24 protein-coding genes are annotated in these 23,583 nt (G+C 63.7%); 4 read left to right on the forward strand and 20 right to left on the reverse strand.

Annotated features, from left to right (window positions below):
• Positions 1 to 35: 35 nt before the first annotated feature.
• The 4 genes from ACSQ3L_RS08975 to ACSQ3L_RS08990 are packed head-to-tail and all read right to left on the reverse strand — an operon-like array spanning position 36 to position 3,858.
• Positions 36 to 1,016, reverse strand: coding sequence for a hydroxyacid dehydrogenase (locus tag ACSQ3L_RS08975; RefSeq protein WP_436159608.1), 981 nt, complete (start codon positions 1,014 to 1,016; stop codon positions 36 to 38).
• A gap of 5 nt (positions 1,017 to 1,021) precedes the next feature.
• Positions 1,022 to 1,738, reverse strand: a complete 717-nt coding sequence (locus ACSQ3L_RS08980) for a FadR/GntR family transcriptional regulator (protein ID WP_292177832.1) — start codon at positions 1,736 to 1,738, stop codon at positions 1,022 to 1,024.
• Between the two features lie 2 nt (positions 1,739 to 1,740).
• Positions 1,741 to 2,910: a mandelate racemase/muconate lactonizing enzyme family protein gene (locus tag ACSQ3L_RS08985; protein WP_436159609.1), complete on the reverse strand. Its 1,170-nt coding sequence runs from the start codon at positions 2,908 to 2,910 to the stop codon at positions 1,741 to 1,743.
• Positions 2,911 to 2,970: 60 nt separating this feature from the next.
• Positions 2,971 to 3,858 (reverse strand): sugar phosphate isomerase/epimerase family protein, encoded by an 888-nt coding sequence (locus ACSQ3L_RS08990; protein WP_436159610.1) that lies wholly within the window; start codon positions 3,856 to 3,858, stop codon positions 2,971 to 2,973.
• A 401-nt stretch (positions 3,859 to 4,259) separates the two neighbouring features.
• Here ACSQ3L_RS08990 and ACSQ3L_RS08995 point away from each other — a divergent pair, with 401 nt between their 5' ends.
• The 3 genes from ACSQ3L_RS08995 to ACSQ3L_RS09005 all read left to right on the forward strand — a co-directional run bounded on the left by ACSQ3L_RS08995 (position 4,260) and on the right by ACSQ3L_RS09005 (position 7,733).
• Positions 4,260 to 5,315 (forward strand): sugar phosphate isomerase/epimerase family protein, encoded by a 1,056-nt coding sequence (locus tag ACSQ3L_RS08995; protein ID WP_436159611.1) that lies wholly within the window; start codon positions 4,260 to 4,262, stop codon positions 5,313 to 5,315.
• Between the two features lie 152 nt (positions 5,316 to 5,467).
• Positions 5,468 to 6,655, forward strand: coding sequence for a Gfo/Idh/MocA family protein (locus tag ACSQ3L_RS09000; protein WP_436159612.1), 1,188 nt, complete (start codon positions 5,468 to 5,470; stop codon positions 6,653 to 6,655).
• 226 nt (positions 6,656 to 6,881) lie between these two features.
• Positions 6,882 to 7,733 carry a sugar phosphate isomerase/epimerase family protein gene (locus ACSQ3L_RS09005; RefSeq protein ID WP_436159613.1) on the forward strand — a complete coding sequence of 284 codons (852 nt, stop codon included), beginning with the start codon at positions 6,882 to 6,884 and terminating at the stop codon, positions 7,731 to 7,733.
• Positions 7,734 to 7,814: 81 nt separating this feature from the next.
• On the opposite strand, the gene phnE (ACSQ3L_RS09010) is transcribed toward ACSQ3L_RS09005, so the two are convergent.
• From phnE (ACSQ3L_RS09010) to phnG, 13 genes are all read right to left on the reverse strand, one after another.
• On the reverse strand, positions 7,815 to 9,182 hold the full coding sequence (gene phnE, locus ACSQ3L_RS09010; protein WP_436159614.1) for a phosphonate ABC transporter, permease protein PhnE: 1,368 nt from the start codon (positions 9,180 to 9,182) through the stop codon (positions 7,815 to 7,817).
• 2 nt (positions 9,183 to 9,184) lie between these two features.
• On the reverse strand, positions 9,185 to 10,141 hold the full coding sequence (gene phnE / locus ACSQ3L_RS09015) for a phosphonate ABC transporter, permease protein PhnE (protein WP_436159615.1): 957 nt from the start codon (positions 10,139 to 10,141) through the stop codon (positions 9,185 to 9,187).
• 58 nt (positions 10,142 to 10,199) lie between these two features.
• Positions 10,200 to 11,108: a phosphonate ABC transporter substrate-binding protein gene (gene phnD / locus ACSQ3L_RS09020; RefSeq protein ID WP_436159616.1), complete on the reverse strand. Its 909-nt coding sequence runs from the start codon at positions 11,106 to 11,108 to the stop codon at positions 10,200 to 10,202.
• A 148-nt stretch (positions 11,109 to 11,256) separates the two neighbouring features.
• The gene (phnC, locus tag ACSQ3L_RS09025) at positions 11,257 to 12,114 is read right to left on the reverse strand and encodes a phosphonate ABC transporter ATP-binding protein (protein ID WP_436159617.1); all 858 of its coding nucleotides are present in this window, start codon (positions 12,112 to 12,114) and stop codon (positions 11,257 to 11,259) included.
• A 112-nt stretch (positions 12,115 to 12,226) separates the two neighbouring features.
• The gene (locus ACSQ3L_RS09030) at positions 12,227 to 12,937 is read right to left on the reverse strand and encodes a DUF1868 domain-containing protein (protein WP_436159618.1); all 711 of its coding nucleotides are present in this window, start codon (positions 12,935 to 12,937) and stop codon (positions 12,227 to 12,229) included.
• Between the two features lie 125 nt (positions 12,938 to 13,062).
• Entirely contained in the window at positions 13,063 to 13,677 is a 615-nt protein-coding gene (locus ACSQ3L_RS09035; protein ID WP_436159619.1) for a DapH/DapD/GlmU-related protein, read from the reverse strand.
• Complete coding sequence (phnL, locus tag ACSQ3L_RS09040) at positions 13,674 to 14,381, reverse strand: phosphonate C-P lyase system protein PhnL (RefSeq protein ID WP_436159620.1); 708 nt, start codon at positions 14,379 to 14,381, stop codon at positions 13,674 to 13,676. The genes ACSQ3L_RS09035 and phnL overlap by 4 nt, the downstream gene beginning before the upstream one ends.
• Before the next feature lie 214 nt (positions 14,382 to 14,595).
• Positions 14,596 to 15,372 (reverse strand): phosphonate C-P lyase system protein PhnK, encoded by a 777-nt coding sequence (phnK, locus tag ACSQ3L_RS09045; RefSeq protein ID WP_436159621.1) that lies wholly within the window; start codon positions 15,370 to 15,372, stop codon positions 14,596 to 14,598.
• Positions 15,369 to 16,331 (reverse strand): alpha-D-ribose 1-methylphosphonate 5-phosphate C-P-lyase PhnJ, encoded by a 963-nt coding sequence (locus ACSQ3L_RS09050; RefSeq protein ID WP_436159622.1) that lies wholly within the window; start codon positions 16,329 to 16,331, stop codon positions 15,369 to 15,371. Before ACSQ3L_RS09050 ends, phnK begins: the two co-directional genes overlap by 4 nt.
• 5 nt (positions 16,332 to 16,336) lie before the next feature.
• Positions 16,337 to 16,606, reverse strand: coding sequence for a hypothetical protein (locus ACSQ3L_RS09055; protein ID WP_436159623.1), 270 nt, complete (start codon positions 16,604 to 16,606; stop codon positions 16,337 to 16,339).
• A complete protein-coding gene (locus ACSQ3L_RS09060; protein ID WP_436159624.1) occupies positions 16,603 to 17,715 on the reverse strand; it encodes a carbon-phosphorus lyase complex subunit PhnI in 1,113 nt (370 codons plus the stop codon). The genes ACSQ3L_RS09055 and ACSQ3L_RS09060 overlap by 4 nt, the downstream gene beginning before the upstream one ends.
• A 1-nt stretch (position 17,716) precedes the next feature.
• Entirely contained in the window at positions 17,717 to 18,328 is a 612-nt protein-coding gene (gene phnH / locus ACSQ3L_RS09065; RefSeq protein ID WP_436159625.1) for a phosphonate C-P lyase system protein PhnH, read from the reverse strand.
• Entirely contained in the window at positions 18,328 to 18,789 is a 462-nt protein-coding gene (gene phnG, locus ACSQ3L_RS09070; protein WP_436159626.1) for a phosphonate C-P lyase system protein PhnG, read from the reverse strand. The genes phnH and phnG overlap by 1 nt, the downstream gene beginning before the upstream one ends.
• A gap of 119 nt (positions 18,790 to 18,908) precedes the next feature.
• Between phnG and phnF the strand changes: the two genes are divergently transcribed.
• Positions 18,909 to 19,658: a phosphonate metabolism transcriptional regulator PhnF gene (gene phnF, locus ACSQ3L_RS09075; RefSeq protein WP_436163402.1), complete on the forward strand. Its 750-nt coding sequence runs from the start codon at positions 18,909 to 18,911 to the stop codon at positions 19,656 to 19,658.
• A 248-nt stretch (positions 19,659 to 19,906) separates the two neighbouring features.
• Here phnF and ACSQ3L_RS09080 read toward each other — a convergent pair whose 3' ends face one another.
• The 3 genes from ACSQ3L_RS09080 to ACSQ3L_RS09090 all read right to left on the reverse strand — a co-directional run bounded on the left by ACSQ3L_RS09080 (position 19,907) and on the right by ACSQ3L_RS09090 (position 23,514).
• On the reverse strand, positions 19,907 to 20,926 hold the full coding sequence (locus ACSQ3L_RS09080) for a zinc-binding alcohol dehydrogenase family protein (RefSeq protein ID WP_436159627.1): 1,020 nt from the start codon (positions 20,924 to 20,926) through the stop codon (positions 19,907 to 19,909).
• A 72-nt stretch (positions 20,927 to 20,998) separates the two neighbouring features.
• Entirely contained in the window at positions 20,999 to 21,964 is a 966-nt protein-coding gene (locus ACSQ3L_RS09085; RefSeq protein WP_436159628.1) for an ABC transporter permease, read from the reverse strand.
• Entirely contained in the window at positions 21,961 to 23,514 is a 1,554-nt protein-coding gene (locus ACSQ3L_RS09090) for a sugar ABC transporter ATP-binding protein (protein WP_436159629.1), read from the reverse strand. The genes ACSQ3L_RS09085 and ACSQ3L_RS09090 overlap by 4 nt, the downstream gene beginning before the upstream one ends.
• Positions 23,515 to 23,583 lie beyond the last annotated feature (69 nt).

The raw sequence follows: 23,583 nt of genomic DNA on the forward strand, positions 1-23,583 counted from the left end.
AGCGTCACCGAGAAATGGGGCGAAACCGCGATGTGCTACACGCTCGCCGGAAACCGCCGCCGGTAATGATCGACCACTTCGGGATTGCGCAGATTGACCGGCAGTTTGCCCGCCAGCACCAGCAACGCTTCGCCTGCCGCGCCGACGCCCATGCGCATCATCGATTCCTCGGTGATGCCGGCCATGTGCGGAGTGATGATGACATTGTCGAAGCCGAAATAAGGATGATTTAGCGGCAGCGGTTGCGTCGAAAACACATCGAGCGCTGCACCGCCGATCCGGCGTTTCCGCAAGGCTTCGATCAGGGCGTCGTCATCGATGACCGGCCCGCGTGACACGTTGATCAGCAGCGCATGCGGTTTCATGCGCGCGATCCGCTCACGGCTGATCAGACCGCGCGTTTCCGGTGTCAGCGGACAACACAGAACGATGATGTCGCTCTGCTCGACCAAGGCGTCGATCGACAGGAAACCGACCTTGTCGGGGGCCGGCTGCATGCTGCGCGTCGTCGCCACCACCTTCAGGTCGAAGCCGTGCGCGGCGATATGGCCGACCGCCTGGCCGACGGCGCCGAGGCCGACGATGCCGATTGTCTTGCCGGCAAGCTCACTGTTGGCATTGGCGTGCTCGCGGCCGGCAAGCCAGCCTTTGCCGCGCAGGTCGCGGTCGACCCTGCGGAATTGCCGGAGCAACGCAAGCGCGGTGAACATGACATGCTCAGCAACCGAGCGGGCATTGACCGCCGGCACGTTCGCCACCAGCACGCCGGCGGTGGTCGCTGCTTCCATCGGGATCATGTCGAGCCCGGCGCCATGGCGGATCGCCGCTCGCAGCTTCCAAGCACCTTCGAACAGCGCCGGCGGCAGCGGCGCACGCACGATGACGATGTCGGCATTGCTGGCCTCGGTGGCCAGCGTGGCTGGATCGATGGCGGAGGCGACGACGAGTTCTCCGGCGCCGGCCAGCATGGCCGAGGCGCGCGGGTGCAGAGGGTGGGTCGTGAGGATCCGGGCCATATCTGTCAGGCGCTTTCGAGCGCCGGGCTCTGCGGCTCCTCGCCATGGCCTTCGATCAGGCCCTTCCAGTAGCTCTCCGCGCCTTGCAAATGAGCGCTCATCAACGCCTGGGCGAGATTGCCGTCGCGGCGCAGCAGCGCCTCATAGATCTGGATGTGCTCGGCATGCGAGCGCACATTGCGCTCCGGGTCGTTGAAATAGATAGGCAGGCGCTGCTCGCCCATCATGTAGTAGACGCTGCAGACATTGTGGAAGACGCTGTTCTTGGTGGCGCGCACGATCTCAAGGTGGAATTCACGGTCTTCCCTGGCGAGGCCTTCGCCCGCGGCGATGCGCTCTTCCGAAGCTTTCAGGATTTCGCGCAGTCGCTCGAAATTCTCCTCGGTGGCACGCGAACAGGCGAGTTCGGCCGCCTTGATCTCATGGATCTTGCGCAGTTCGACCGTCTCGTAGATCTGGATCGGATCGAGCGGCAGGCCCGCGCGGGCAAAAAGCGCCATCGCTTCCACACTGGCCTGCTTGGTGTCGATGTAGATGCCGGACTTTGCCCGGCGCTCGACGATGCGCATCGCCTCCAGGATGGCGAGAGCCTCGCGGATCTGACCGCGGCTGACAGCGAAATGCTCCGCCAGTTCGCGTTCCGAAGGCGTTCGGCCGCTCTCCTTGTCCGAATGGGAGAACAGGTAGGCTGCGAGTTCCGCGAGAAGGTTCTTTTCTTTCATCGTCAACCGCGTTGCGCGTGCGCCTCCAGGAACCGCTCCGAAATGGTGAATCCCAGCCCCGGCTTTTCCGGGATCGCTATCATACCGTCCCTGGCTTCGACAGTCTCTTCGACCAGATCATGGATCATCGGGTTGGCGCCGAGCGAATATTCGACGGTGAAACTCGACGGCGAGGCGGCGCAGACATGCAGCCCGGCGAAGAAACAGGGCGCACCAGCCCACAGATGCGGCGCGAAGCGCAAATTGAAGGCGCTGGCGATGGTGCCGATCTTCATCGCCTCGCTGATGCCGCCGCAGAAGGCCGGATCGGGCTGGAAGATGTCGGCGGCTTTCAGCACGGCAAGATCGCGGAAGGCGTAGCGTGTCGCCTCGCTTTCGCCGGTCGCGATCGGAACGGCGCCACTTGCCCGCACTTCAGCCATGCCCGGCTTGTCGTCGGCGATGATAGGTTCCTCGAACCAGGCCAAGTCGAGGTCGTTGACGAGATGGATGAAGCGCTTGGCTTCGGCCACTGTATAGGTGCCGTGCGCGTCGACCATCAGCTCGACATCGGGGCCGAGCGCCTGACGTGCGGCACGCACGCGGGCGGCAGACACGTGAGCCGCGCCGTCCATGGCGCCGACCCGCATCTTCAGCGCCTTGAAGCCGCCCTTGGCGATATAGGATTTCAACTGCTCGCCGATGGCGTCGACGGCTGCCCAGCCGCCGGACGCGTAGGCAGGCATGCGATCGAGCTTGCGGCCGCCGAGCAGCCGCCAGACCGGAACGCCAAGCGATTTGCCAAGAATGTCCCACAGCGCGATGTCGACGGCGCTGATGGCGGCGATGCTCATGCCGCGCCGCGCCAGCTGCGGCATGGCGTGGCCGCCACGCGCGGCGCTGTCGTGGCGCACGCCGTTGTAGAGCATCTCCCAGATGACGCCGATGTCGGCCGGGTCGCTGCCGATCAACTGCGGGCCAACCTCATGGTTCAGCATGTGGACAAGCGCGCCGTAACTGCCGGCGCTGCCGGCAGCGTTCTTGCCTTCACCCCATCCGACCAGCCCGTCATCGGTTTCGATGCGCAGGATGGCGGCGTCGAAGGTCGCCACCTGACCGAAGTCGCTGCGGTGCTGCCGAGCGGCTTCGATCGGAATGCGGACCCACCAGGCTTGGACGGTCTTGATGCGCATATTCTTCCCCAGTCCTGCCACCGGTCAGGGCGGAAGGGCGAATTTCCCAGAGGCAGTCGACTACTTGATCAGTGGCAGCAACGTTTCGGCGTTGATGCGCATCTGGTCGGTGTAGAATTTCTCGGTGAGCACGCTGGAGCCGTGGTCCTGGATGAACTTCAGCTGTTCGGGTGAAATATCGACCGGATTGCGCTCGACCATGTCGGGATAGGGCGCAGCCGGCGTCCGGTCGACGGGCGCGACGAATTCGTTGGTCAGCGCGCCGTCGTAGCCGACCTCCCGCAAGGTGGCGACGATCTTCGGCCAGTCGATCTGGCCGAGACCGGCGGCGAAGCGGTTGTTGTCGGCGACATGGAAATCGAACAGGCGCTTTCCGACCTGCCGGATCGCGTCATAGACGTTAAATTCCTCCATGTGGATGTGGTAGGCGTCGAGGCAGACGCCGCATTCGGGGCTGACCGCGTCGGCCAGCGCCAGCGCCTGGGCGCCGCGGTTGAACAGATAGGTTTCGAAGCGATTGAGCGGCTCGACAGCGATCTTGACGCCGACCTTCTTGGCATGGGTGAAGCATTCACGGGTCGCGTCGACAACCCACTTCCATTCCTCTTCCTCGGTACCGTCGGGTACGACCTTGCCGACCGTTGCCGGAACCAGCGTGATGATCTCGCCGTCGAGTTCGCTGACCATGGTCAGCACGTCCTTTACATACTGAACGGAGCGCTCGCGCTGGCCCTGGTTTTTGGCGGCGAGATTGCGCTCGCCCAGCATCAGGGTCACCGCGCCCCAGCAGCGAATGCCGTGCTCCTTCAACAGCGCCCGCGTCTCCTTGGTCTTGTACTGCTCGGGCTCGCCGGAAATCTCGATCGACTCATAGCCGAATTTCTTGATGCGCTTGAGCGTCGTCTCCAAAGGTTCCGCGCGCATCCAGTTGTGCGTCGAAAGATGCATGGCCTGTCCTTCCCAGTTCGTCTCTACGGTTCGCCTGCGACGTGCATCGCCAAAAGGCGACGCAAAGGTTCCTCCCCAAGGCATCCCCAGGCTTTTCTTGCAAACTGGTTCGACCAATTGGGCCTAAAGGGAGGTCTACAGCAAATTCTGCGGGACGGCAAGAAGTGCATTCTGGAGACCTTTTGCGCAGATTACTTCATTGATTATATTGGGATATAAACCTCTTCCTCGTATATCCGGCGGGACTCGATGGTGTATGGCAAGGCTTGACCAAATTCCCGCATTTGGTAATACCAGAATGGCGGTGCTTTCAAAGCACCCGATGCGAAAAGACCAAAGTGGCTGGCCCTGCTTCCAATCGGCGCTATGCTCGGTCGCGAGAAAAACGAGGGAGAATGCCGATGCCGACGACAATGAAGGGTCCTGGACTGTTTCTGGCGCAGTTCGCGGGCGATGCCGCGCCGTTCAACTCGCTGGCGTCGATCACCAAATGGGCGGCCGGTCTCGGCTACAAGGGTGTGCAGATCCCGACCTGGGACGCGCGGCTGTTCGATCTCAAGAAGGCGGCCTCTTCCAAGGCCTATTGCGATGAGGTGAAGGGTATCTGCGCGGATGCCGGCGTCGAGATCACGGAACTGTCGACGCATCTGCAGGGGCAGTTGGTTGCGGTGCATCCGGCGTATGATGCGCAGTTCGACGGCTTTGCGCCGGCGTCGGTGCACAACAATCCGAAGGCGCGGCAGAAATGGGCGGTCGAACAGATGGAGTTCGGCGCCAAGGCATCGAAGTACCTTGGCCTCAAGGCTTCGGTATCCTTCTCCGGAGCGCTGGCCTTTCCCTATCTCTACCCTTGGCCGCAGCGGCCAGCCGGGCTGATCGAGGAAGCCTTCGCCGAACTCGGCAAGCGCTGGAAGCCGATTCTCGATGTCTATGAGGACAATGGCGTCGATGTCGGCTACGAGATCCATCCAGGCGAGGATGTCTTCGACGGCGCCACTTTCGAGATGTTCCTCGACGCGGTCGGCGGCCACAAGCGCTGCAACATCAACTACGACCCGTCACACTTCCTACTGCAGCAACTCGATTATCTCGAATTCATCGACATCTATCACGAGCGCATCAAGGCGTTCCACGTCAAGGACGCCGAGTTCAACCCAACCGGCCGGCAAGGCGTTTATTCCGGCTATCAGAGCTGGACCAACCGCGCCGGCCGGTTCCGTTCGCTGGGCGACGGACAGGTGGATTTCAGCGGCATTTTTTCCAAGCTGACGCAGCACAATTATGATTCCTGGGCGGTGCTGGAGTGGGAGTGCTGCCTGAAGCATCCGGAAGATGGTGCTGCCGAAGGCGCGCCCTTCATCCAGCATCACATCATCCGGGTGACGGAAAAGGCATTCGACGATTTCGCCGGCGGCACCACCGATAAGAAGGTGCTCCGCGACATGATGGGAATTTAACGCGATCTTCCCTCCCCCTCGAGGGGAGGGTGGCCCCGAAGGGCCGGGTGGGGTCGGTTCATGCCGAGCTCTGCCTTTGCGACCCCACCCGATCCGCTGCGCGGATCGACCTCCCCTCAAGGGGGAGGTGAAACAACGAGGGAGACAGAAACATGGTCGGCGCATCGAAGTCGGAAACGGGAGGCGGCCCGATCCGCTATGGCATGGTCGGTGGCGGGCAAGGCGCCTTCATCGGCGCGGTGCATCGGATCGCGGCGCGACTGGACAATGATTTCGTGCTGGTCGCCGGCGCGCTGTCGGCGAATCCAGAGCGCGCCAAGGCATCGGCCGCCGAACTTGGGCTCGATCCCGATCGCAGCTACGCGTCCTATGCCGAGATGGCCAAGGCCGAGGCCAAGCGGCCCGACGGCATCGAGGCGGTGGCCATTGTCACGCCGAACAATGTGCACGTACCTGCGGCCAAGGCTTTCCTCGAAGCTGGCATCCACGTCATCTGCGACAAGCCGCTGGCGACGACGCTGGCCGAGGCCAAGAAGCTTGCCGCCGTGGTCGAGAAGACCGGCAAGGTGTTCGTGCTGACGCACAACTACACTGCCTATCCGATGGTGCGGCAGGCGCGCGAGATGGTCGCCAAGGGCGTGCTCGGCGACATCCGCATCGTGCAGTCCGAATATCCGCAGGACTGGCTGACCGAGGATTTGGCGGCGACAGGCCAGAAGCAGGCAGCGTGGCGCTCCGACCCTAAGCAGGCAGGCGCCGGCGGCGCGCTGGGCGATATCGGCACGCATGCCTACAACCTCGCCCGCTTCGTCTCCGGGCTGGAGCTGGATTCCCTGTCGGCCGATCTCGACGCCTTCGTGCCGGGGCGGCTGCTCGATGACAACGTCAACGTCATGCTGCGCTTCAAGCCGACGGGTAAGACGCATCCGGCAAAGGGCATGATCTGGGCAAGCCAGGTTGCGCCGGGCCACGAGAATGGGCTGAAGCTGCGCATCTATGGCTCGAAGGGCGGGCTGGAATGGGTGCAGGCCGACCCGAATTATCTCTGGTACACGCCGTTCGGCCAACCGAAGCAGTTGATCACCCGCAACGGCGCCGGCGCGCTGCCGGTGGCAGGCCGTGTCAGCCGCGTGCCGTCGGGCCATCCCGAGGGCTATCTCGAAGGTTTCGCCAACATCTACCAGGAAGCGGCCCGCGCCATCCGTGCGGCACGCCGCAAGGGCGGCAAGCCGGCAAAGGATGTCGTCTTCCCGACCATTCACGACGGTGTCGAAGGCATGGCCTTCATCGAGGCCTGCGTGAAATCGTCGAAGAAGAATGGGGCGTGGACGAAGCTTTAGTCGCGCGGCAGGTAACGAAGGCCCCCTCACCCGGATTGCCAGCCGAATTGCGAAGAGCAATTCGGGGCGCTCCGACCTCTCCCCGAGGGGAGAGGAGGTGCTGGCGCCGACGCTAAGTCTCTTCTCCCCTCGGGGAGAAGGTGGCCGCGAAGCGGCCGGATGAGGGGGACTTTGCGCGAAGCTGGCGGGAACAGCCAACACGTGCCATCAGATGGGGAGGGCATCGATGAAAATCGGCATGTGCATGTTCTTGTGGACGACGGCGGTGTCGAAGAAGCACGAGCCGTTGCTCAGGGATATCAAGGCCACCGGCTTCGATGGTGTCGAGATACCGATCTTCGCCGGCACGCCGGACGACTATAAAAAGCTCGGTGATCTGCTCGACCGCATCGGGCTGGAGCGGACCGCGGTTTCGGCGATGGGCGATCCGGCGATGAATTTGATCTCGGCCGATGCCGCAACGCGCAAGGCCGGTGTCGACTATATGAAATGGGCGATCGACTGCGCCAATGCACTTGGCGCCAACACGCTGAGCGGCCCGTTGCATTCGACGCTCGGCGCCTTTTCTGGCTCCGGGCCGACGGCCGCCGAGAAAAAGCGCTCGGTCGGCTCGCAACGCGCCATCGGCGACCATGCCGGCAAGAAAGGGGTCACCATCGGGCTCGAGGCGTTGAACCGCTTCGAATGCTATCTCTTCAACACGATGGCTGACCTGTCCGAGCATGTCGACGTCATCGACCGACCGCACATCAAGGCGATGTACGATACCTTCCATGCCAATATCGAGGAGGCCGACCCGATCGGCGCCTACACAAAACACCGCCGGAATGTCGTGCACATCCACATCTCGGAGAACGATCGCGGCGTGCCGGGGCGCGGCAACATTCCCTGGAAGGAAACTTTTTCCGCCATCCGCAAGAGCGGCTATGACGACTGGCTGACGATCGAGGCGTTCGGCCGCTCGCTCAAGGACCTGGCGGCGGCGACCAAGGTGTGGCGTGATTTTTCCGAAACGCCGGAAGCGGTGTACCGGGAGGGGTACAAGCATATCAGGGATGGGTGGAGGAAGGCGGCTTAGGCGCCGTCTGACGAGCGCTTGCGATCCTTCGCGCCCCCCTCTGTCCTGCCGACAGCTGGCGAAGATTCTACTTCGCGGTGCCTACCCCTGCTCTGCCTGGATCCTGTTGTAATCGTGGATGGTCTGGCTCAACCGGCGGCGCAGGAAATTGGAAATGTTGTCGAAGATGAAGACGACGAGCAGGATCAGCAGCACCATGTAGAAGACGTTGGCCCAGTTGGAGTTGGTGCGCATTGCTTCCCACAGTTTCAGGCCGATACCGCCGGCGCCGACAGCGCCGATGATGGTCGCGCCGCGGGTGTTGGATTCCCACTGATAGAGCGTCTGGCTGATGAACACCGGCACCACTTCCGGCAGCACGCCGTAGCGCTGCACCAGAAGGCCGTTGGCGCCCGTGGAGACGACGCCCTCGCGCGGTTTGTCGTCGATGTTCTCCAACGCCTCGGAATAGGTTTTGCCGAGCGTGCCGACCTCGGTGAAGAAGATCGCCGCACTGCCCGCCAATGGTCCCGGCCCGAAGGCGCGGGTGAAGAACAGCGCCCAGATCAGCATGTCGATGGAGCGCATGAAGTCGAAGAAGCGCTTGAGCACCTGGTTGACCAGCCGGCTGGGCGTGATGTTGCGGGCGGCGAAGAAAGCCAGCGGGAAGGCAACGATGCCGCCCAGCATGGTGCCGAGAAAGGCCATGACGATGGTCTGCAAGAGTTTCGTCCAGACATCGCCATGCTGCCACTGGGCGTTGTTCCAGATGTTGTCGCCGGCCAGCGCCAGATTGGACGTGCCCGGTTTGAGTTCAGGCCCGGAGACGATCAGCGAAGCAACTTCGCTTGCCGACTTCCCGAAGAAGGGCGAGCGCGTGTCGAAGACGAAGTTTGCCCAGCCGAGAAAACGCTTGCGGATCCTGACGCGGTCGACGGCGACGCGGGCCTCGCCGGCAAAGCCCATGTCGGCGACGACCTCATCCTCATGCGCGGTGATCCAGCCGGGAACCGGTCCGGAGATCAGCGGCTTGCCGGTGGCCAGCCCGACCGCAACGGTCTCGCCGTTGGCAATGATCGTCGCTTGCGTCTTGGTGAAGGTGATCGACTTGGCGGCGCCGTCGATCAGGATCGTCACCGAACCGTCTGCATTGGTCTTGACCCAGTCCGGATCTGGATTCGGGCCGAGCACCGAGAAGCGTGGATATTTGGCGGTGATCCGCGGCTCATCGAGGCGGAAGATCGGCTGCACGTCGTAGCTGATCCACTGGGTCAGAAACAGCGGCAGGCGCTCCCAGTGCGATTCCCGCATGACCTGCGGCAGGTTGAAGAACCACAGCGCGTAGAGCAGGTAGAAAAAGATGCCGCCAAGCAGCAGCAGCGGCCCGAAGCGTTTTTGGAACGGCCGCCGGAACACTTGCGGGAAGCGCTCCTCGATAGACCGGATTTCCTCGGCGGTCATGGCAGCCATGATCATGCTCCCATCGCAAATGCTTGCTCGCCGACCAGCTTGCGGCGCAGCCAGGCGGAGAATTGGTCGACGATGAAGATCGTCGTGAAGAGGAGCAGCACCAGAGCTATCGTCTTGGCGCCGAAGCCGCGCGAGATGGACAGCTTCAGTTCCTCGCCGATACCGCCGCCGCCGACCGCGCCCATGATGGTGGAAATGCGCACGTTTATCTCCACGCGCAGCAGCGTGTAGGACATGAAGTTGGGCAGCACCTGCGGCAGGCCGGCAAAGCGAACCCGCTCGAACCAGTTGGCGCCGACCGCCCTTAGGCCCTCTTCGGCGCGCATGTCGATGTTCTCGTTGATCTCGTAAAACAATTTGCCCAGCGCGCCGATCGAATGCAGGCCGATGGCGATGATGGCGGCAATCGGGCCGATCGAGACGATGGCCGCGAACAGGCCGGCGATGACGATCTCGGGAAAGGCGCGCAGCAGTTCCATGAAGCGCTTGACGATCAGCCGCAGCACCGGATGCGGCGTCAGGTTGCGCGCCGCGATGAAAGAAAACGGCACGGCGAAGACGAAGCCGATGAAGGTCGAGACCAGCGCCACGTTGAGCGTGGTCAGCATCAGTTCGAAATATTCAGGGATATAGAAGCTGCCCCAGACATAGGCGCGGCCAAGCGGAAAGTTGAATTCCTGGGTGCCGGTGTCGTGCGGGGAGGCGATATCGAACATCGCCCGCCAGACATCGTTCCAGTCCTTCGGGACGAGCCAGCTCAGGAAATCCAGCAAATGCGGTAGCCGGTCGAAGAAATGTCCGGCATTGGCCTCGTCGGCGAACCACATGGTGCTGCCGAGCGCGAGAATGAGCAGGCCGACACCGATAGCAGTGTAGAGCCGGCGCAAGGACGTCTGGCGACGCCAGGCGTCGGCCATCTGGTGAGTGGCGCCGGGAGGGGCTGTCACGGAAAGGGTCATGATCGGACATGCAAGAAGGGCGGCGTTTTCTGGACGCCGCCCTTCCTGGTTTCTGCCGTTAGCCGCCGATGGCTGCCTTACGGGCTTCGACGATGACGTTGTAGAAGTCTGCCTTCACCGGGACGTAGCCGGTAAAATCGCCGCCCTCGACGCCTTCGAAGCAAGCCTTGTCCTTCTTGGGCAGCTGCGTGAAGAAGTCGGTGAGCTTGGCGGTCATCTCGTCCCCGAGCGCGGTGCGCACGACCAGCGGGCCGTTCGGGATCAGGCCCGAGCGCCAGACTTCGACGAAGTCGTTGGGGTCGACGGCGCCCTTGGCGACTTCCTTGTGGAAGGTGCCGGAGGTGTAGCCGTCCTTGAAGTCGCCGATGCCGGAGGAATCGTCGACCGCCACGTCGACCTTGCCGTCGCGCACGGCCAGAACGTTGTTCTCGTGGCCGCCGTTGAACTGGGTCGAAGCGAAGAAGGTTTCGTTCGAAGCGCCGGTGTCCTTCGGAATCTGGGTGAGCGGGATCAGATAGCCGGAGGTTGAATCCGGATCGGCGTAGCCGAGCTTCTTGCCCTTGGCCGACTTGATGTCGGTGATGCCGGAGGATTTCAGCGCCAGGCCGATCGAATAATAGCCGGTGGCGCCGTCGGTCTGCTGGGTGGTGAGGATCGGAGTGACCGCCTTCGGGTCCTTGAGAGCGACGCTGGCGTAGCCGGAAGCGCCGAGTTCGGCGAAGTCGAGCGTACCGCCGAGCAGGCCCTGGATGACGCCGTCATAGTCGGCGGCGGGGAACAGCGAGACCTTTTCGAAGCCGAATTCGGTCTTCAAATGGTCGGCGAGGCACTGGTAGTTGCGCAGCCGGTCGGTTTCGTTTTCACCGCCGAGAATGCCGACGCGAAATTCCTTCATGTCGGCGGCGTGGGCCATGCTGGTCGCCATGGCGAGCACCGAAACGGCGCCAAAAACCATCTTCCTGAACATCTGTTATCTCTCCTGTAGGTTCCGGCCCCGCGCCGGCAGCGTTATCGATTTTGACAGGTGCCCTTGACGCGGGCAGGCGATCCAGGCCGCTCTTTCTGGGTCCATGATCTTTCCCGAAAACCGGTTTCCACTTTTCGGGATCATGGACTCAGTACCCCGGGAATGCGGGCTCGAGCGGTCCGGCGGATGCGGCGATCTTTCGGCTGAAGGCAACGCTGGTCGAGGTGATGGCCTCGGAGATTTCCTGGCCATTGCTGTCGGCGCCATAGACGAGACGCACGGCCTCGCGGTTGAGCTCTTCCGGCGGGCCGTCGAAGACGACCTTGCCGGCGGCCATGCCGATGATGCGGTTGCAATAGGTTCGGGCGGTATCCAGCGTGTGCAGATTGGTGACGACGGTGATGCCTTCGCGCAAATTGATGTCCTGCAGCGAATCCATCACCACCTTGGCGTTGAGCGGGTCGAGCGAGGCGATCGGCTCGTCGGCGAGGATCACTCTGGGCTGCTGCATCATGGCGCGGGCAATTGCAACGCGTTGCTGCTGACCGCCCGACAAGGTGCCGGCGGGCTGCAACGCGGTGCGGGCAATATCGAGCCGCTCGAGTGCCGCGACCGCCTCGGCGCATTCGGCGCGGGAGAACATGCCGAACAGGTTGGTGATGGTCGAACGGTGGTTCAGCTTGCCGAGCAGCACATTGGTCAGCACGTCGAGGCGCGGCACCAGGTTGAACTGCTGGAAGATCATGGCGCAGTCGCGCTGCCAGCGCCGCAGCGGCGAGCCACGCAACTGGGAAACCTCGGCGCCGTCAAAAAAAATCGACCCCTGGCTGGGATCGATGAGACGGTTGATCATGCGAAGAAGGGTCGATTTGCCGGCGCCCGAACGGCCGATAATGCCAACCATCTGACCCTGTGGGATCGCGATGTTGATGTCGCTGACGGCGGTGTTCTTGCCAAATCGTCGGGTGACACCGCGGATTTCGAGCGTGGCGGAATTTGCTGGCATGGGGGCAGGTTCCAGTCCGGACCATTGATCGTCAGGCTCTCGCCTAACGCAGCCACATGAACCTGCCATGTCGCGGTGATGTCAGTTTTGTTACGCTCCACAGGCGCGGCGTTTACGGCCGGCCCAGGACCAGCAGTTCCTCGAAGTGCTCCATGTCCCTGAAGCTGCAGAAGGCCGGAGCCTTGATTTCGATCACTGGCGCCTGCCGGTCCAAGAGTGCCAGGCAATCATCGAACAGGTCCTGCCATGCGGCGGCCCGATCATCCGCAAGACGCTGGATCTGGTAGGCGAAGGTGATGTGGAAGACGTAAGCGTCGTGATCGGGATGCCGGTAGCCGAACGGCACAGCCAGCGCGTCGCGCCAGGCGCGCATGATGCGGACGTCGTCGTCCGCCGCGCCAGCAACGGTGAGGCCGGTCGGCAGAACTTCGACCACCTTGATGTTGAACGGGCCAAAACCCTCGAAATCTTTCAGCCGCTCCAGATAAAGGCGGGTCATGGCGTCGATGCTGGTATCGAGCGGCACGTCCTGCGGCCAGTAAGGAAGCCGGCGGCGATATTCGATGATGCCCTGGAACAGCGTCATGTGCAGGCTGGAGACGGGCGTGAAGGCGAGCCGGTCGGCATCAGGCATCGCCAGCATACGGTCGCGCACCGCAAGCACCACAGCCTCGGACGGCGAGCCGCTGACGAGATGGCTGACGACGGTGTTGCCGGGCTCGATCAGGAAATTGCCTGAGGTGTCGTAGCGGGTGCCGAGATGTGCCGGTTGGGTCGGATTGGTGCCGGCAAAGAATCCGGCGAGCGATGGTTTGACAGGCATTTGCGATCTCCTTGGGGGAGACCGCTTCCTGTCCGAGTCCTGTGTCAAAGGTGTGAATGGTGAATGGTGAATGGCAGCAAGAAGGCTCTCCTTGTCCTGCTGCCATTCACCATTTCACATCCTCATCAGTCGTATTTCTCCAGGAACGCCTCAGCCGACAGTTCCCTGAAATCGTCGAGCGCGGCACGCAGCCTTGCATGGTCCCAGTCCCACCAGGCCAGCGCCTGGTAGCGTTCGGCCGTGCGGCGGTCGAAGCGTTCGCGGATTGGTTTGGCCGGCACGCCGGCGACGATGGTGTAGGGGGCGACGTCCTTGGAGACCACCGCGCCGGCACCGACCGCCGCGCCGTCACCGACGGTGACGCCGGGCAGGATGGTCGAGCCGTGGCCGAGCCAGGTGTCGTGGCCGATCGTGACGCGTTTGGCGCGGCGCTGGGCGAAGAATTCTGTCTCGTGCTCGGCGTCGTCCCAGTAGTCCGAAGCACGGTAGGTGAAGTGATGCAGCGTCGGCCGCCAGGTCGGGTGATTGGTGGCGTTGATGCGCACAGCGGCGGCGATGTTGGCGAATTTGCCGATCGTCGCGCACCAGACGGAGCAGTCCTGCATCATGTAGGAATAGTCGCCGAGTTCGCTTTCCGAAACCCGGCTGCGGTCGGCGATCTCGGTCCAACGGCCCAGCGTCGAGTTCTGCACCTCCGCCGTCGGGTGGATCAGCGGCGTCTCGGACAATTTCCTGGTCATGCGGCGATTTTTCCGGGCGCGAAAGCGGTGACGTCGATGATGCGGTCGGCAACCGCCTCGCGCACGTCATGGTCGTGGAAGATGCCGAGCAAGGCGACATCTGCCGCCTTCTTGGCGGCGATGAGTTCGATCACCACGTCGCGGTTTCTGGCGTCGAGCGAGGCGGTCGGCTCGTCGAGCAGCAGGATCGGGTGCTCGGTGATGAAGCCGCGCGCGATGTTGACGCGCTGCTGCTCGCCACCGGAGAAGGTCGCCGGCGACAAAGCCCAGAGTTTCTCCGGCAGGTTGAGCTGCGCCAGCAGGGAGCGAGCCTTCTCACGCGCGCTCTCACGCTCCTCGCCGCGCTCGACCAGGGGTTCGGCGACGACATCGAGCGCCGAAACGCGCGGCACGGTGCGCAGGAACTGGCTGACATAGCCGATCGTTTGCCGGCGTATGGCAAGCACGGTGCGCGGGCTGGCGGTGGCGAGGTCGATCAGCCCGTCATCATGCGTGACGATGATCTGGCCTTCGTCGACGGCGTAGTTGCCGTAGAGCATCTTCAGGATCGAGCTCTTGCCAGCACCGGACGGGCCGCCGAGCACGGTGCATTCGCCGGCCCTGATCGAGAACGAGACACCGGCGACAACAGGCAGTTTGATGCCGTCGCGCAGATGCATGGTGAAGCTCTTGGCGACGTCTGAGACAACGAGAGGGGTCGGCATCAGAAGGTCCTCCCATCGTCGTTCGTTTGCGGGCCAACACCCCCCTCTGCCTTGCCAGGCATCTCCCCCTCAAGGGGGGAGATCGGCTGCCGGAATCGGTTTCGCCATTCTCCTGCGTTGCAAAATGGGCGAGACATAAAAGCTGCCAATCTCCCCCCTTGAGGGGGAGATGGCCGGCAGGCCAGAGGGGGGTACGCCGCCAGAGTAGCCATCGTCAAACCTGCAAAATCGAGGAAACAAGCAATTGCGTGTAGGGCGCGCGGGGATCGTCGAGCACGCGGTCGGTGAGACCGCTTTCGACGACGCGGCCGTCCTTCATCACCATCATGCGCTGCGACAAGAGCCGCGCCACCGCGAGGTCATGGGTGACGACGATAGCCGCCAGACCGAGATCGGTGACCAGACCGCGCAGCAGGTCGAGCAGGCGCGCCTGGACCGAGACGTCGAGGCCGCCGGTCGGCTCGTCCATGAACACCAGCCGCGGCCCGGTGACGAGGTTGCGGGCGATCTGCAGGCGCTGGCGCATGCCGCCGGAGAAGGCGCGGGGCTCGTCGTCGATGCGGTCCTCGTCGATCTCGACGCGCGACAGCCAGTCGACGGCGGTGGCGCGGATCCTGCCGTAGTGGCGGTCGCCGACCGCCATCAGCCGCTCGCCGACATTGGCGCCGGCCGACACCGTCATGCGCAGGCCGTCGGCGGGGTTCTGATGGACAAAACCCCAGTCGGTGCGCATCAGGAAGCGACGCTCGGCCTCGCTCATGCGGTAGAGCTCGCGGAACTGGCCGTCGCGCATGCGGTAGCTGGCGGTGCCGGAACTCGGCAGCAGCCGCGTCGACAGGCAGTTGAGCAATGTCGTCTTGCCTGAGCCGGACTCGCCGACGACAGCCAGGACTTCGCCCGGCCACAGCTCGAAGGAGACGTTGTCGCAGCCGACACGCGAGCCGTAGAATTTGGACAGCGCCGAGACGCGCAGCAACGGTTCGTCGGTCATTGCTTCTCCTTACCCTCCCCCTTGTGGGGAGGGTCGGCGCGCAGCGCCGGGGTGGGGGTTGAGTGGGGCGTGGATTGGTCAAGACCCGCGCCTTCGGCGCGACCTCCCCACAAGGGGGAGGTAGGGGCGTTGCGCCGCTTCTCGCAATGGTCGGTGTCGGAGCAGACGAACATGTGGCCGCCATGGTCGTCGAGGATGACCTCGTCGAGATAGACATTCTCGGCGGCGCACAGCGCGCAGGGCTGGTCGAAGGTCTGCACCTCGAACGGATGGTCCTCGAAGTCGAGGCTGACCACTTCGGTGAACGGTGGCACCGCATAGATGCGCTTTTCGCGGCCGGCGCCGAACAGTTGCAGGGCCGGCGAGCGGTGCATCTTCGGATTGTCGAATTTCGGCGTTGGCGACGGGTCCATCACGTAGCGGCCCTCGACCTTGACCGGATAGGCATAGGTGGTGGCGATGCGGCCGTGCTTGGCGATGTCCTCGTAAAGTTTCACATGCATGAGGCCGTATTCTTCCAGCGCATGCATTTTCCGCGTTTCGGTCTCGCGCGGCTCGAGGAAGCGCAAGGGTTCCGGGATCGGCACCTGGTAGACAAGCACCTGGCCCGCCGTCAGCGGATGTTCGGGGATGCGGTGGCGGGTCTGGATGATGGTGGCGGTGGCAGTGTCGGTCGTCACCGCGACGTTGGCGACCTTCTTGAAGAAGGCACGGATCGAGACCGCATTGGTGGTGTCGTCGGCACCCTGGTCGATCACCTTCAGCACATCGCCGGGGCCGATGATCGAAGCGGTGACCTGGACGCCGCCGGTGCCCCAGCCATAGGGCATCGGCATCTCGCGCGAGGCGAACGGCACCTGGTAGCCGGGAATGGCGATGCCCTTGAGGATCGCCCGACGGATCATCCGCTTGGTCTGCTCGTCGAGATAGGCGAAGTTGTAGGTGGCGATGTCGGTCATGGCGATCACATCCACATTGTGCTATCGAATTGGCGGCCAGGACGCGCAAAAAAGGGCGAAATCGGATGACCCAAACCGGTTGGATGCATCTTGGAATTCTGCTGCTGGCATTCGTCGGCGCGGTCGCTTTTCTTCTTCGAAGGATGGTTCTGTCTGCGCCGAGGGAGGGCGCGCATGGCGAGAACATCGGCGGTAGCGACAGCTACGGCGGGGGGTATGGCGGCCATTCCCATGATAGCGGCGGCGGTCACGGCGGGTCGGGCGACTAGGCTCATTCCGCTGCCTCCCTCTTTTCTTCCGCCTTCACGGAATTCTCGCGCGCGTCGTATTCGGCACGCATGCGGCGCACGAGGTCGAGTTCGGCCTGGAAGTCGACATAGTGCGGCAGTTTCAGATGCTCGACGAAGCCGGTCGCCTGGACGTTGTCGGAGTGCGAAATGACGAACTCCTCGTCCTGGGCGGCGGCGACGACATCCTCGCCCAATTCCGAGGCGCGCAACGCGCGGTCGCAGAGCGCCATCGCCATCGCCTTGCGCTCGCTCTGGCCGAAGACCAGGCCGTAGCCACGGGTGAATTGCGGCGGCGCCTTGGCCGAGCCCTTGAACTGGTTGACCATCTGGCATTCGGTGACGCGGACGGTGCCGAGCGGCACGGCGAAGGGCAGTTCCGGCACGTCGAGTTCCAGCTCGACCTCGCCGATGCGGATTTCGCCGACGAAGGGATGGTTGCGGGCATAGCCGCGCTGCGTGGAATAGCCGAGCGCCAGCAGGAAGCCCTCATCGCCGCGTGACAGCGCCTGCAGGCGGATGTCGCGCGCCATCGGGAATTCCAGCGGCTCGCGGGTGATGTCGCCGGGGATATGGTCCTGCGGCATGTCGCCGTCCGGCTCGATCAGGCCTTCGCGGGCAAGGATCGCCGAGACGCGCGGCATGGCTTGCGCTTCGGTCTCGCGCTGCAGCGGCTCGGCAACGTCAGCGCCGGCGGCAAGCTCGGGATCGAGCAGTCTGTGCGTGTAGTCGAAGGTGGGGCCAAGCAATTGGCCGCCGGGCAGGTCCTTGTAGGTCGCCGACACGCGCCGCTCGACCAGCATGTTGGCGGTGTCGATCGGCTTGGAGTAGCCAAAGCGCGGTAGCGTGGTGCGATAGGCACGCACCAGGAAGATCGCCTCGATCATGTCGCCACGCGCCTGGGCGATGGCGAGGGCGGCCAGTTCACGGTCGTAGAGCGAGCCTTCGCTCATCACCCGATCGACGCCGAGCGCCAGCTGCTCGACGATCTGGTCAAGGCGCAGCGCCGGCACCGAACGGTCGCCGCGCCGGCGGTCGGCGAGCAGGCTGTGGGCATTGGCAATGGCCGCTTCGCCGCCTTTTACCGCGACATACATCCTACGCCTCCATCGTCTTGATGCGCGTCGTGCGCGGCAGGCAGGCGACGCCGTCCGATGTGGCGAGGATGATGTCGACGCCGCGCGGAAAGCGCTTGATATTCTGCTTCCACTGTTCGACGAAGTGACGCGGCATCCGCGCCGGCGCGATCGTGGCGCTGGTTTCGATGCCGGGACCTTCGAGCAACAGCGGCGTGCCGGAGACGAGATCGCCGACCTGCAGGATCAGCGTGGTCGAACGGTCGGGATAGTCCTGCGTGCCCTGCGAAAAACCGTCCAGCGCCATCATCTCGGCCGGCGTGGCGATCAGAGCGAAATGCGCATCGGCCGGCGTGTTGGCCAATGGCGCGCCGGTGTGGAAACCAAGCCAGGATTTGATTGCGGTGGAGGCCTGCAGAGCCGGGTCGAGCCAGAGCGGCGTGTCATTGTCGCAAAGCGCCAGCGCGATGGCGCCGGCGCTTGCCGAGAGCGGCGCCGGCGGGCGGGCGAAGGCCGGCAGCGGCTGCACGCTGCCCGGCCGCGCCATCGCGTCCATGACCGCGCGGAATACGGTCTGGGCGTCGAAGACCGGATCGGCGAAACCGCCCTCGATCGATTGCGCTGCAATGTCCATCAGTCTTCTCCGCGAACCATGGTGAAGAAATCCACCTTCGTTGCCGCCGTCTCGGCGCGGCGTTTTTCATGCGCCGTGGTCAGTGCCAACCGCAGCGGCGCTATCAGCCCGGTCTCGACCTCGGCGCGGCGGCCAGGGTCCTGCCACAGTGCGTCGGCGATGGCCGCCAGCCTTGCCTTCTGCTTGTCGCGGCCAAGCGCATAGCAATGGCCGACCTGTCCGGACGGCAGCCGGACCGTGGCGCGGGTAACGGTCGCCTCGCCGACATTGAAGGGAGCGCCGCCGCCGCCGATGCGGCCGCGCAGGGTGACCAGTCCGGTTTCGGGGCCGCGCAGCAGCTCGGCGTCCGAAGGCAGTCCGGCCTCGTTCCAGAGCCGCACGATGTCATCGCCGCTGGATTGTGCCAGGGTTGACATGGCGGCCTTGCGCTCGGCCTGGTCGCGGGCTTCCTGTCCTCGCATCAGCAGCATTCCTCTTTGCTAAATTTGTCTATTGATATAGACAACTATACAAATTATACCTATTATCTAACGCGTGTCCATGACGGGTGGATGACAGCGATGGAATACTGGGGGCAATGATGGTCGGGCGGCTGGCGGCGGACAGCATCGAGCGGCGTAGTGGCGTTTCGTTGTGGCGGCAGATTGCCGACAAGATGCTGCATGCGATCGCCATCGGCGATTTCGTCGAGAATACCGCGCTGCCGCCGGAAGTCGTGCTGGCCGAGCGCTATGGCGTCAACCGCCATACCGTGCGCAGCGCCATATCAGCCCTTGTGCAGGAAGGCGTGCTGCGGGCCGAGCAGGGGCGCGGCACCTTCGTGTTGTCACGCAAGCGGCTGTCCTATCCGATTAGCGCGCGCACACGCTTTTCGACAGGCTTGCAAGGACAGACGACGGAAAGGCACATCGTCCTGCTCGCCTCGTCGGTCGAGCCAGCCAGCCATCGCGTCGCCGAGGGCCTTGGCCTTGCCAGGGGGGCCGAGGTGATCCGTCTGGAGACGCGCGGCGAAGCCGATGGACGGCCGGTGTCGCGCGCTGTCGGCTGGTTCGAGGCCAGGCGCTTTGCCGGCATCGATGCCGCGATGGCCGAGACCGGCTCGATCACCACGTCGCTGGCCCGCTTCGGCATCGACGATTATCTCCGGCAGTCGACCGTGCTGTCGGCGCGCCATGCCGATGCGGCGGACCTTGCCGATCTCGACCTGCAGCCGGGCGCCATCGTGCTGGTCACGGTCGCTGTCAACGTCACGCCGGACGGCCAGCCGATCCAGTTTTCCGAGTCGCGCTTCCCGGCCGAACGGGTGGAGCTGAAGCTGTCGGCGCTGTAGTGATCGCGCTCACTTGTCAGCGGCTTGGCGTTTGAGAACCGCCTTCCCCCACTCCGTCTCGGCTTCGCCGAGCCACCTCTCCCCCCTCCGGAGGGAGAGGAAGGGAGCCCGCTGGCGGCGGGAGAAGGAGGGAGTTTGGTTGAGGAGCGTTGGCTGCAATAGGCTCGCACCCTTCCTCTACCCCGTCGATCGGGGGAGAGGTGGCTCGGCAAAGCCGAGACGGAGTGGGGGTCGACCTGCGCGGGGCGTTATGACCCCACCTCGATCACAGCCTTGATCAGCCCGGTTTTCTCGTGTGCCCAGCGAGCAAGATCATGCGGCGTCTCGGCAAGCGATGTGCGGTGGGTGACGAGCTTGGCCAGCGGCACCGCGCCGTTGCGGATCGAGGCGGCGACGTGATCGAAGTCGGCACGCAGCGCGTTGCGGCTGCCGATCAGAGTCATCTCGCGTTTGTGGAATTCCGGATCGGAAAAGCTGATGTCGTCCTTGACGACGGAGACCAGCACCAATGTTCCGCCATGCGCGACATGGGCAAAGGCCGACTGCACCGACTGGGTGTTGCCGGTGGCGTCGAAGACCACGTCGAAACCTTCGCCCGATGTCGCCTCCCTGACCAGATCGGGCACCGCGCCGCGCGAGCCGTCGAGTATTGCGAAGCCGAGTTCTTTCGCAGCAAAGTCCAGTCTTTCCGTGCTCATGTCGAGCAGTGTCACGTCGAGCCCGGCGATGCGGGCGAAGATGGCGGTGCCGAGTCCGATCGGGCCGGCGCCGATGACCAGCGTGCGGGCGCCTGGATCGGCGCGGGCGCGCCGCACCGCATGCGCGCCGATGGCCAGAAACTCGACAGCGGCGGCATCGGCCAGCGACAGGCCGTTGGCCGGATAGAGATTTTGCGCCGGCACCAGGATGCGCTCGCACATGGCGCCGTCGCGATGGACGCCCAGCACCTCGATCCTGACACAGCAATTCGGCTTGCCGTGCCGGCAGGCGATGCATTTGCCGCAGGAAAGATAGGGGTTGATGACGACCCGCTCGCCAACGGCAAGTTCGACGCCTTCGCCGGTCTCGACGATCGTTCCCGACACCTCATGGCCCATGATGCGGGGATAGGCGAGGAACGGGTGCTTGCCCTCGAAGATGTGGTAGTCGGTGCCGCAGATGCCGACATGGCTGACCGCCACCAGCGCCCAGCCGGCAGGTGGCGCGCCGGGCGCGGGACGGTCTTCCAGGACAAGATCGCCGGGCGAGCGGCAGACGACGGCTTTCATGCTTTAATCCAGTCTGTCATGAAATCGCCGGCCTGTCGGTTTTGGCGGGCCGGTGATCGATCGAGGAATGATCTACTTGCCGCGGCGGCGCAGGCCGTCGAAGTAGACGATGATGATGATCAGCGCGCCGGTGATGATGCGCTGCCAGAACGAGTTGACGTTGAGCAGGTTGGCGCCGTTGTTGATGGTGGCCAGGATGAAAGCGCCGAGCAGCGGTCCGTGCACCGAGCCGACGGCGCCGAACAGCGAGGTGCCGCCGATGACCGACGAAGCGATCGCCTGCAGCTCCCAGCCTTCGGCCTGGGTGGGGTTGCCGATGCCGATGCGGGCGGCCAGCAGCACGCCGACGAAGGCCGCGCACAGGCCGGACAACGTGTAGGCCATGTAGATGGTGCGCTGGACATTGACGCCGGACAGGCGCGAGGCCTCGGCATTGGAGCCGACCGAGAACAGATAGCGGCCCCAGCGGCTATGATGGAGGAAAACATAGGCCGGAATGCCGACCAGGATCACCATCCAGAACAGGTTGGGGATGCCGATAAAGGAACTGCGCGAGAAGGCGGTGAAGGTATCGCTGTTGATGTTGATCGAATTGCCGTTGGTCATCAAAAGGCCGATGCCGCGCAGCGAAGTCAGGGTTGCCAGCGTGATGATGAAGGGCGGCAGGCCCATCTTGACGATGCCGAAGCCGTGGAACATGCCGATGGCGACGCCGACCAGCAGCGTCGCCAGGATGGCGAGCCAGATGGGGAAGCCGGCATTGATCATCATGGCGACGACCACGGTGGCAAAACCGACCACGGCGCCGACCGACAGGTCGATACCGCCGGTAATGATGACGAAGGTCTGGCCGACCGCCATGATGGCGATCATCGAGCCCTGGCGCAAAAGATTGGCGATGTTGTTGCCGGAGGCGAAGCTTGTGGTCGCCAACGAAAGCACGATCCACAGCAGCACCAGCAGCGCCAGAAGCGTCAGCCCAAACAGGACGTTGTAGTTGCGCTTCGGTTTTTCGACAGCAATCGCCTCGGTGCTCATATCTGTCCTCCCAGCTTTTCTTGTTTCTCGGCGAGCGCCTGCGTGAGAATATCCTCGTGGCTGGCGGCGTGAAAACCGTGCGTCGCCACCAGTTTGCCGCGCCGGAACACATGCAGCGTGTCGGCGAGCTCGTAGACTTCCGGCAGATAGGACGAAATCAGGATGATGCCGGCGCCTTTCGACAGCAGCGCGCCGAACAGGCGGTAGATCTCGGCCTTGGTGCCGACATCGACGCCGACCGTCGGCTCGTCGAAGATGAACAGCTTGGCGCCGTGCGCCAGCCATTTGCCGATGACGATCTTCTGCTGGTTTCCGCCCGACAGGCTGGACACCAGCGCGCCGCGTGTCGGTGTCTTGATGCGCAGATCGGCGATCTGGCGATCGGCCTGCGTCTTCTCCTGCATGTTCGAAATCAGCAGATTGTTCGAGATGCGCTTGTAGATCGGCAGGTTGAGGTTGAAGCCGACCGGCAGGTTGAGGCAGAGGCCCTGGTCGCGGCGGCTTTCCGGCGCCAGCGCCATGCCGAGCCTGATCGCGTCATATTCGGAGTTGACCTGAACCTCCTTGCCTTCCCAGAGGATCTGGCCGGCGGATTTGCGATGGCGGCCGTAGACCGTGGTGACGAACTCGCTGCGTCCGGCGCCGATCAGGCCATAGAGACCGACGATCTCGCCGGCGCGAACCGTCATCGAGACATTTTCGAAGCCCTTGCCGGACAGGCTCCTCGCCTCGAGGATCGCGGCGCCCGGCGTGAAATGCTCCTTGTGGTAGACCTGTTCGATCGAGCGGTTGATCATCATCTTGACCAGCTCGGCATCGTTGGTCTCGGCGATGTTGCGGGTGCCAACCAGCGTGCCGTCGCGCAGCACGGAAACACGGTCGGCGAGTTCGAACACTTCCTCCATGCGGTGGCTGATGTAGATGATCGTCACGCCTTCGCCCTTCAGCCGGCGGATCAGGGTGAAGAGCTGGTCGGCCTCCTTACGGGTGAGGTAGGCGGTCGGCTCGTCGAAGATCAGGAATTTGGTGCCGCGCACGGTGGCGCGGGCGGCAGCAATCAGCTGCTGCTGGCCGATGGTCAGGTCGCCCAGCGTGACATGCGCCGGCAGGTCGAAACCGAGATCGTCGATGATGGTCTGCGCTTGCCTGACCATGGCGCGCTGCTGCAGGATGCCGAAGCGCGAATTCTCCTCGCCGAGGAACATGTTGGCGGCGACCGTCAGGTGACGGCACAGCACGACTTCCTGGTGCACGGCATTGATGCCGAGCGCCATCGCCTCATGCGGCGTCGCCAGGGCTGCCGGCTGGCCTTCCCAGATGACCTCTCCGGAGGTGCGCGGCATGACGCCGGTCAATAGCTTGATGAGCGTGGATTTGCCGGCGCCGTTCTCACCGACGATGGCGTGGATTTCGCCGGATTTGAAAGCAAGGTTGACCGGCTTCAGTGCATGCGTGCCGGGATAGCGCTTCTCCAGCCCGCGCAATTCGAGGATGGTCCGACCCGGTTCCAGCACGGGTGCCGGATGCAGTTCCTGCGCTGTCGAAATCATGACAATCCTCCCAGATTGGCCGCACGATTGGCACGCGGCGAGGCAAGGATACGCCTCGAAAAACAGCCT

Origin of the sequence: Mesorhizobium sp. LjRoot246, from assembly GCF_964254115.1 — a bacterium.
Taxonomy (GTDB): Bacteria; Pseudomonadota; Alphaproteobacteria; order Rhizobiales; family Rhizobiaceae; genus Mesorhizobium.

Bases quoted from the DNA above. Each gene is read 5' to 3' on its own strand.
- ACSQ3L_RS08975 (WP_436159608.1), bottom strand. From the start codon at position 1,016: ATGGCCCGGATCCTCACGACCCACCCTCTGCACCCGCGCGCCTCGGCC.
- ACSQ3L_RS08980 (WP_292177832.1), bottom strand. From the start codon at position 1,738: ATGAAAGAAAAGAACCTTCTCGCGGAACTCGCAGCCTACCTGTTCTCC.
- ACSQ3L_RS08985 (WP_436159609.1), bottom strand. From the start codon at position 2,910: ATGCGCATCAAGACCGTCCAAGCCTGGTGGGTCCGCATTCCGATCGAA.
- ACSQ3L_RS08990 (WP_436159610.1), bottom strand. From the start codon at position 3,858: ATGCATCTTTCGACGCACAACTGGATGCGCGCGGAACCTTTGGAGACG.
- ACSQ3L_RS08995 (WP_436159611.1), top strand. From the start codon at position 4,260: ATGCCGACGACAATGAAGGGTCCTGGACTGTTTCTGGCGCAGTTCGCG.
- ACSQ3L_RS09000 (WP_436159612.1), top strand. From the start codon at position 5,468: ATGGTCGGCGCATCGAAGTCGGAAACGGGAGGCGGCCCGATCCGCTAT.
- ACSQ3L_RS09005 (WP_436159613.1), top strand. From the start codon at position 6,882: ATGAAAATCGGCATGTGCATGTTCTTGTGGACGACGGCGGTGTCGAAG.
- phnE (WP_436159614.1), bottom strand. From the start codon at position 9,182: ATGGCTGCCATGACCGCCGAGGAAATCCGGTCTATCGAGGAGCGCTTC.
- phnE (WP_436159615.1), bottom strand. From the start codon at position 10,141: ATGACCCTTTCCGTGACAGCCCCTCCCGGCGCCACTCACCAGATGGCC.
- phnD (WP_436159616.1), bottom strand. From the start codon at position 11,108: ATGTTCAGGAAGATGGTTTTTGGCGCCGTTTCGGTGCTCGCCATGGCG.
- phnC (WP_436159617.1), bottom strand. From the start codon at position 12,114: ATGCCAGCAAATTCCGCCACGCTCGAAATCCGCGGTGTCACCCGACGA.
- ACSQ3L_RS09030 (WP_436159618.1), bottom strand. From the start codon at position 12,937: ATGCCTGTCAAACCATCGCTCGCCGGATTCTTTGCCGGCACCAATCCG.
- ACSQ3L_RS09035 (WP_436159619.1), bottom strand. From the start codon at position 13,677: ATGACCAGGAAATTGTCCGAGACGCCGCTGATCCACCCGACGGCGGAG.
- phnL (WP_436159620.1), bottom strand. From the start codon at position 14,381: ATGCCGACCCCTCTCGTTGTCTCAGACGTCGCCAAGAGCTTCACCATG.
- phnK (WP_436159621.1), bottom strand. From the start codon at position 15,372: ATGACCGACGAACCGTTGCTGCGCGTCTCGGCGCTGTCCAAATTCTAC.
- ACSQ3L_RS09050 (WP_436159622.1), bottom strand. From the start codon at position 16,331: ATGACCGACATCGCCACCTACAACTTCGCCTATCTCGACGAGCAGACC.
- ACSQ3L_RS09055 (WP_436159623.1), bottom strand. From the start codon at position 16,606: ATGAGCCTAGTCGCCCGACCCGCCGTGACCGCCGCCGCTATCATGGGA.
- ACSQ3L_RS09060 (WP_436159624.1), bottom strand. From the start codon at position 17,715: ATGTATGTCGCGGTAAAAGGCGGCGAAGCGGCCATTGCCAATGCCCAC.
- phnH (WP_436159625.1), bottom strand. From the start codon at position 18,328: ATGGACATTGCAGCGCAATCGATCGAGGGCGGTTTCGCCGATCCGGTC.
- phnG (WP_436159626.1), bottom strand. From the start codon at position 18,789: ATGCGAGGACAGGAAGCCCGCGACCAGGCCGAGCGCAAGGCCGCCATG.
- phnF (WP_436163402.1), top strand. From the start codon at position 18,909: ATGGTCGGGCGGCTGGCGGCGGACAGCATCGAGCGGCGTAGTGGCGTT.
- ACSQ3L_RS09080 (WP_436159627.1), bottom strand. From the start codon at position 20,926: ATGAAAGCCGTCGTCTGCCGCTCGCCCGGCGATCTTGTCCTGGAAGAC.
- ACSQ3L_RS09085 (WP_436159628.1), bottom strand. From the start codon at position 21,964: ATGAGCACCGAGGCGATTGCTGTCGAAAAACCGAAGCGCAACTACAAC.
- ACSQ3L_RS09090 (WP_436159629.1), bottom strand. From the start codon at position 23,514: ATGATTTCGACAGCGCAGGAACTGCATCCGGCACCCGTGCTGGAACCG.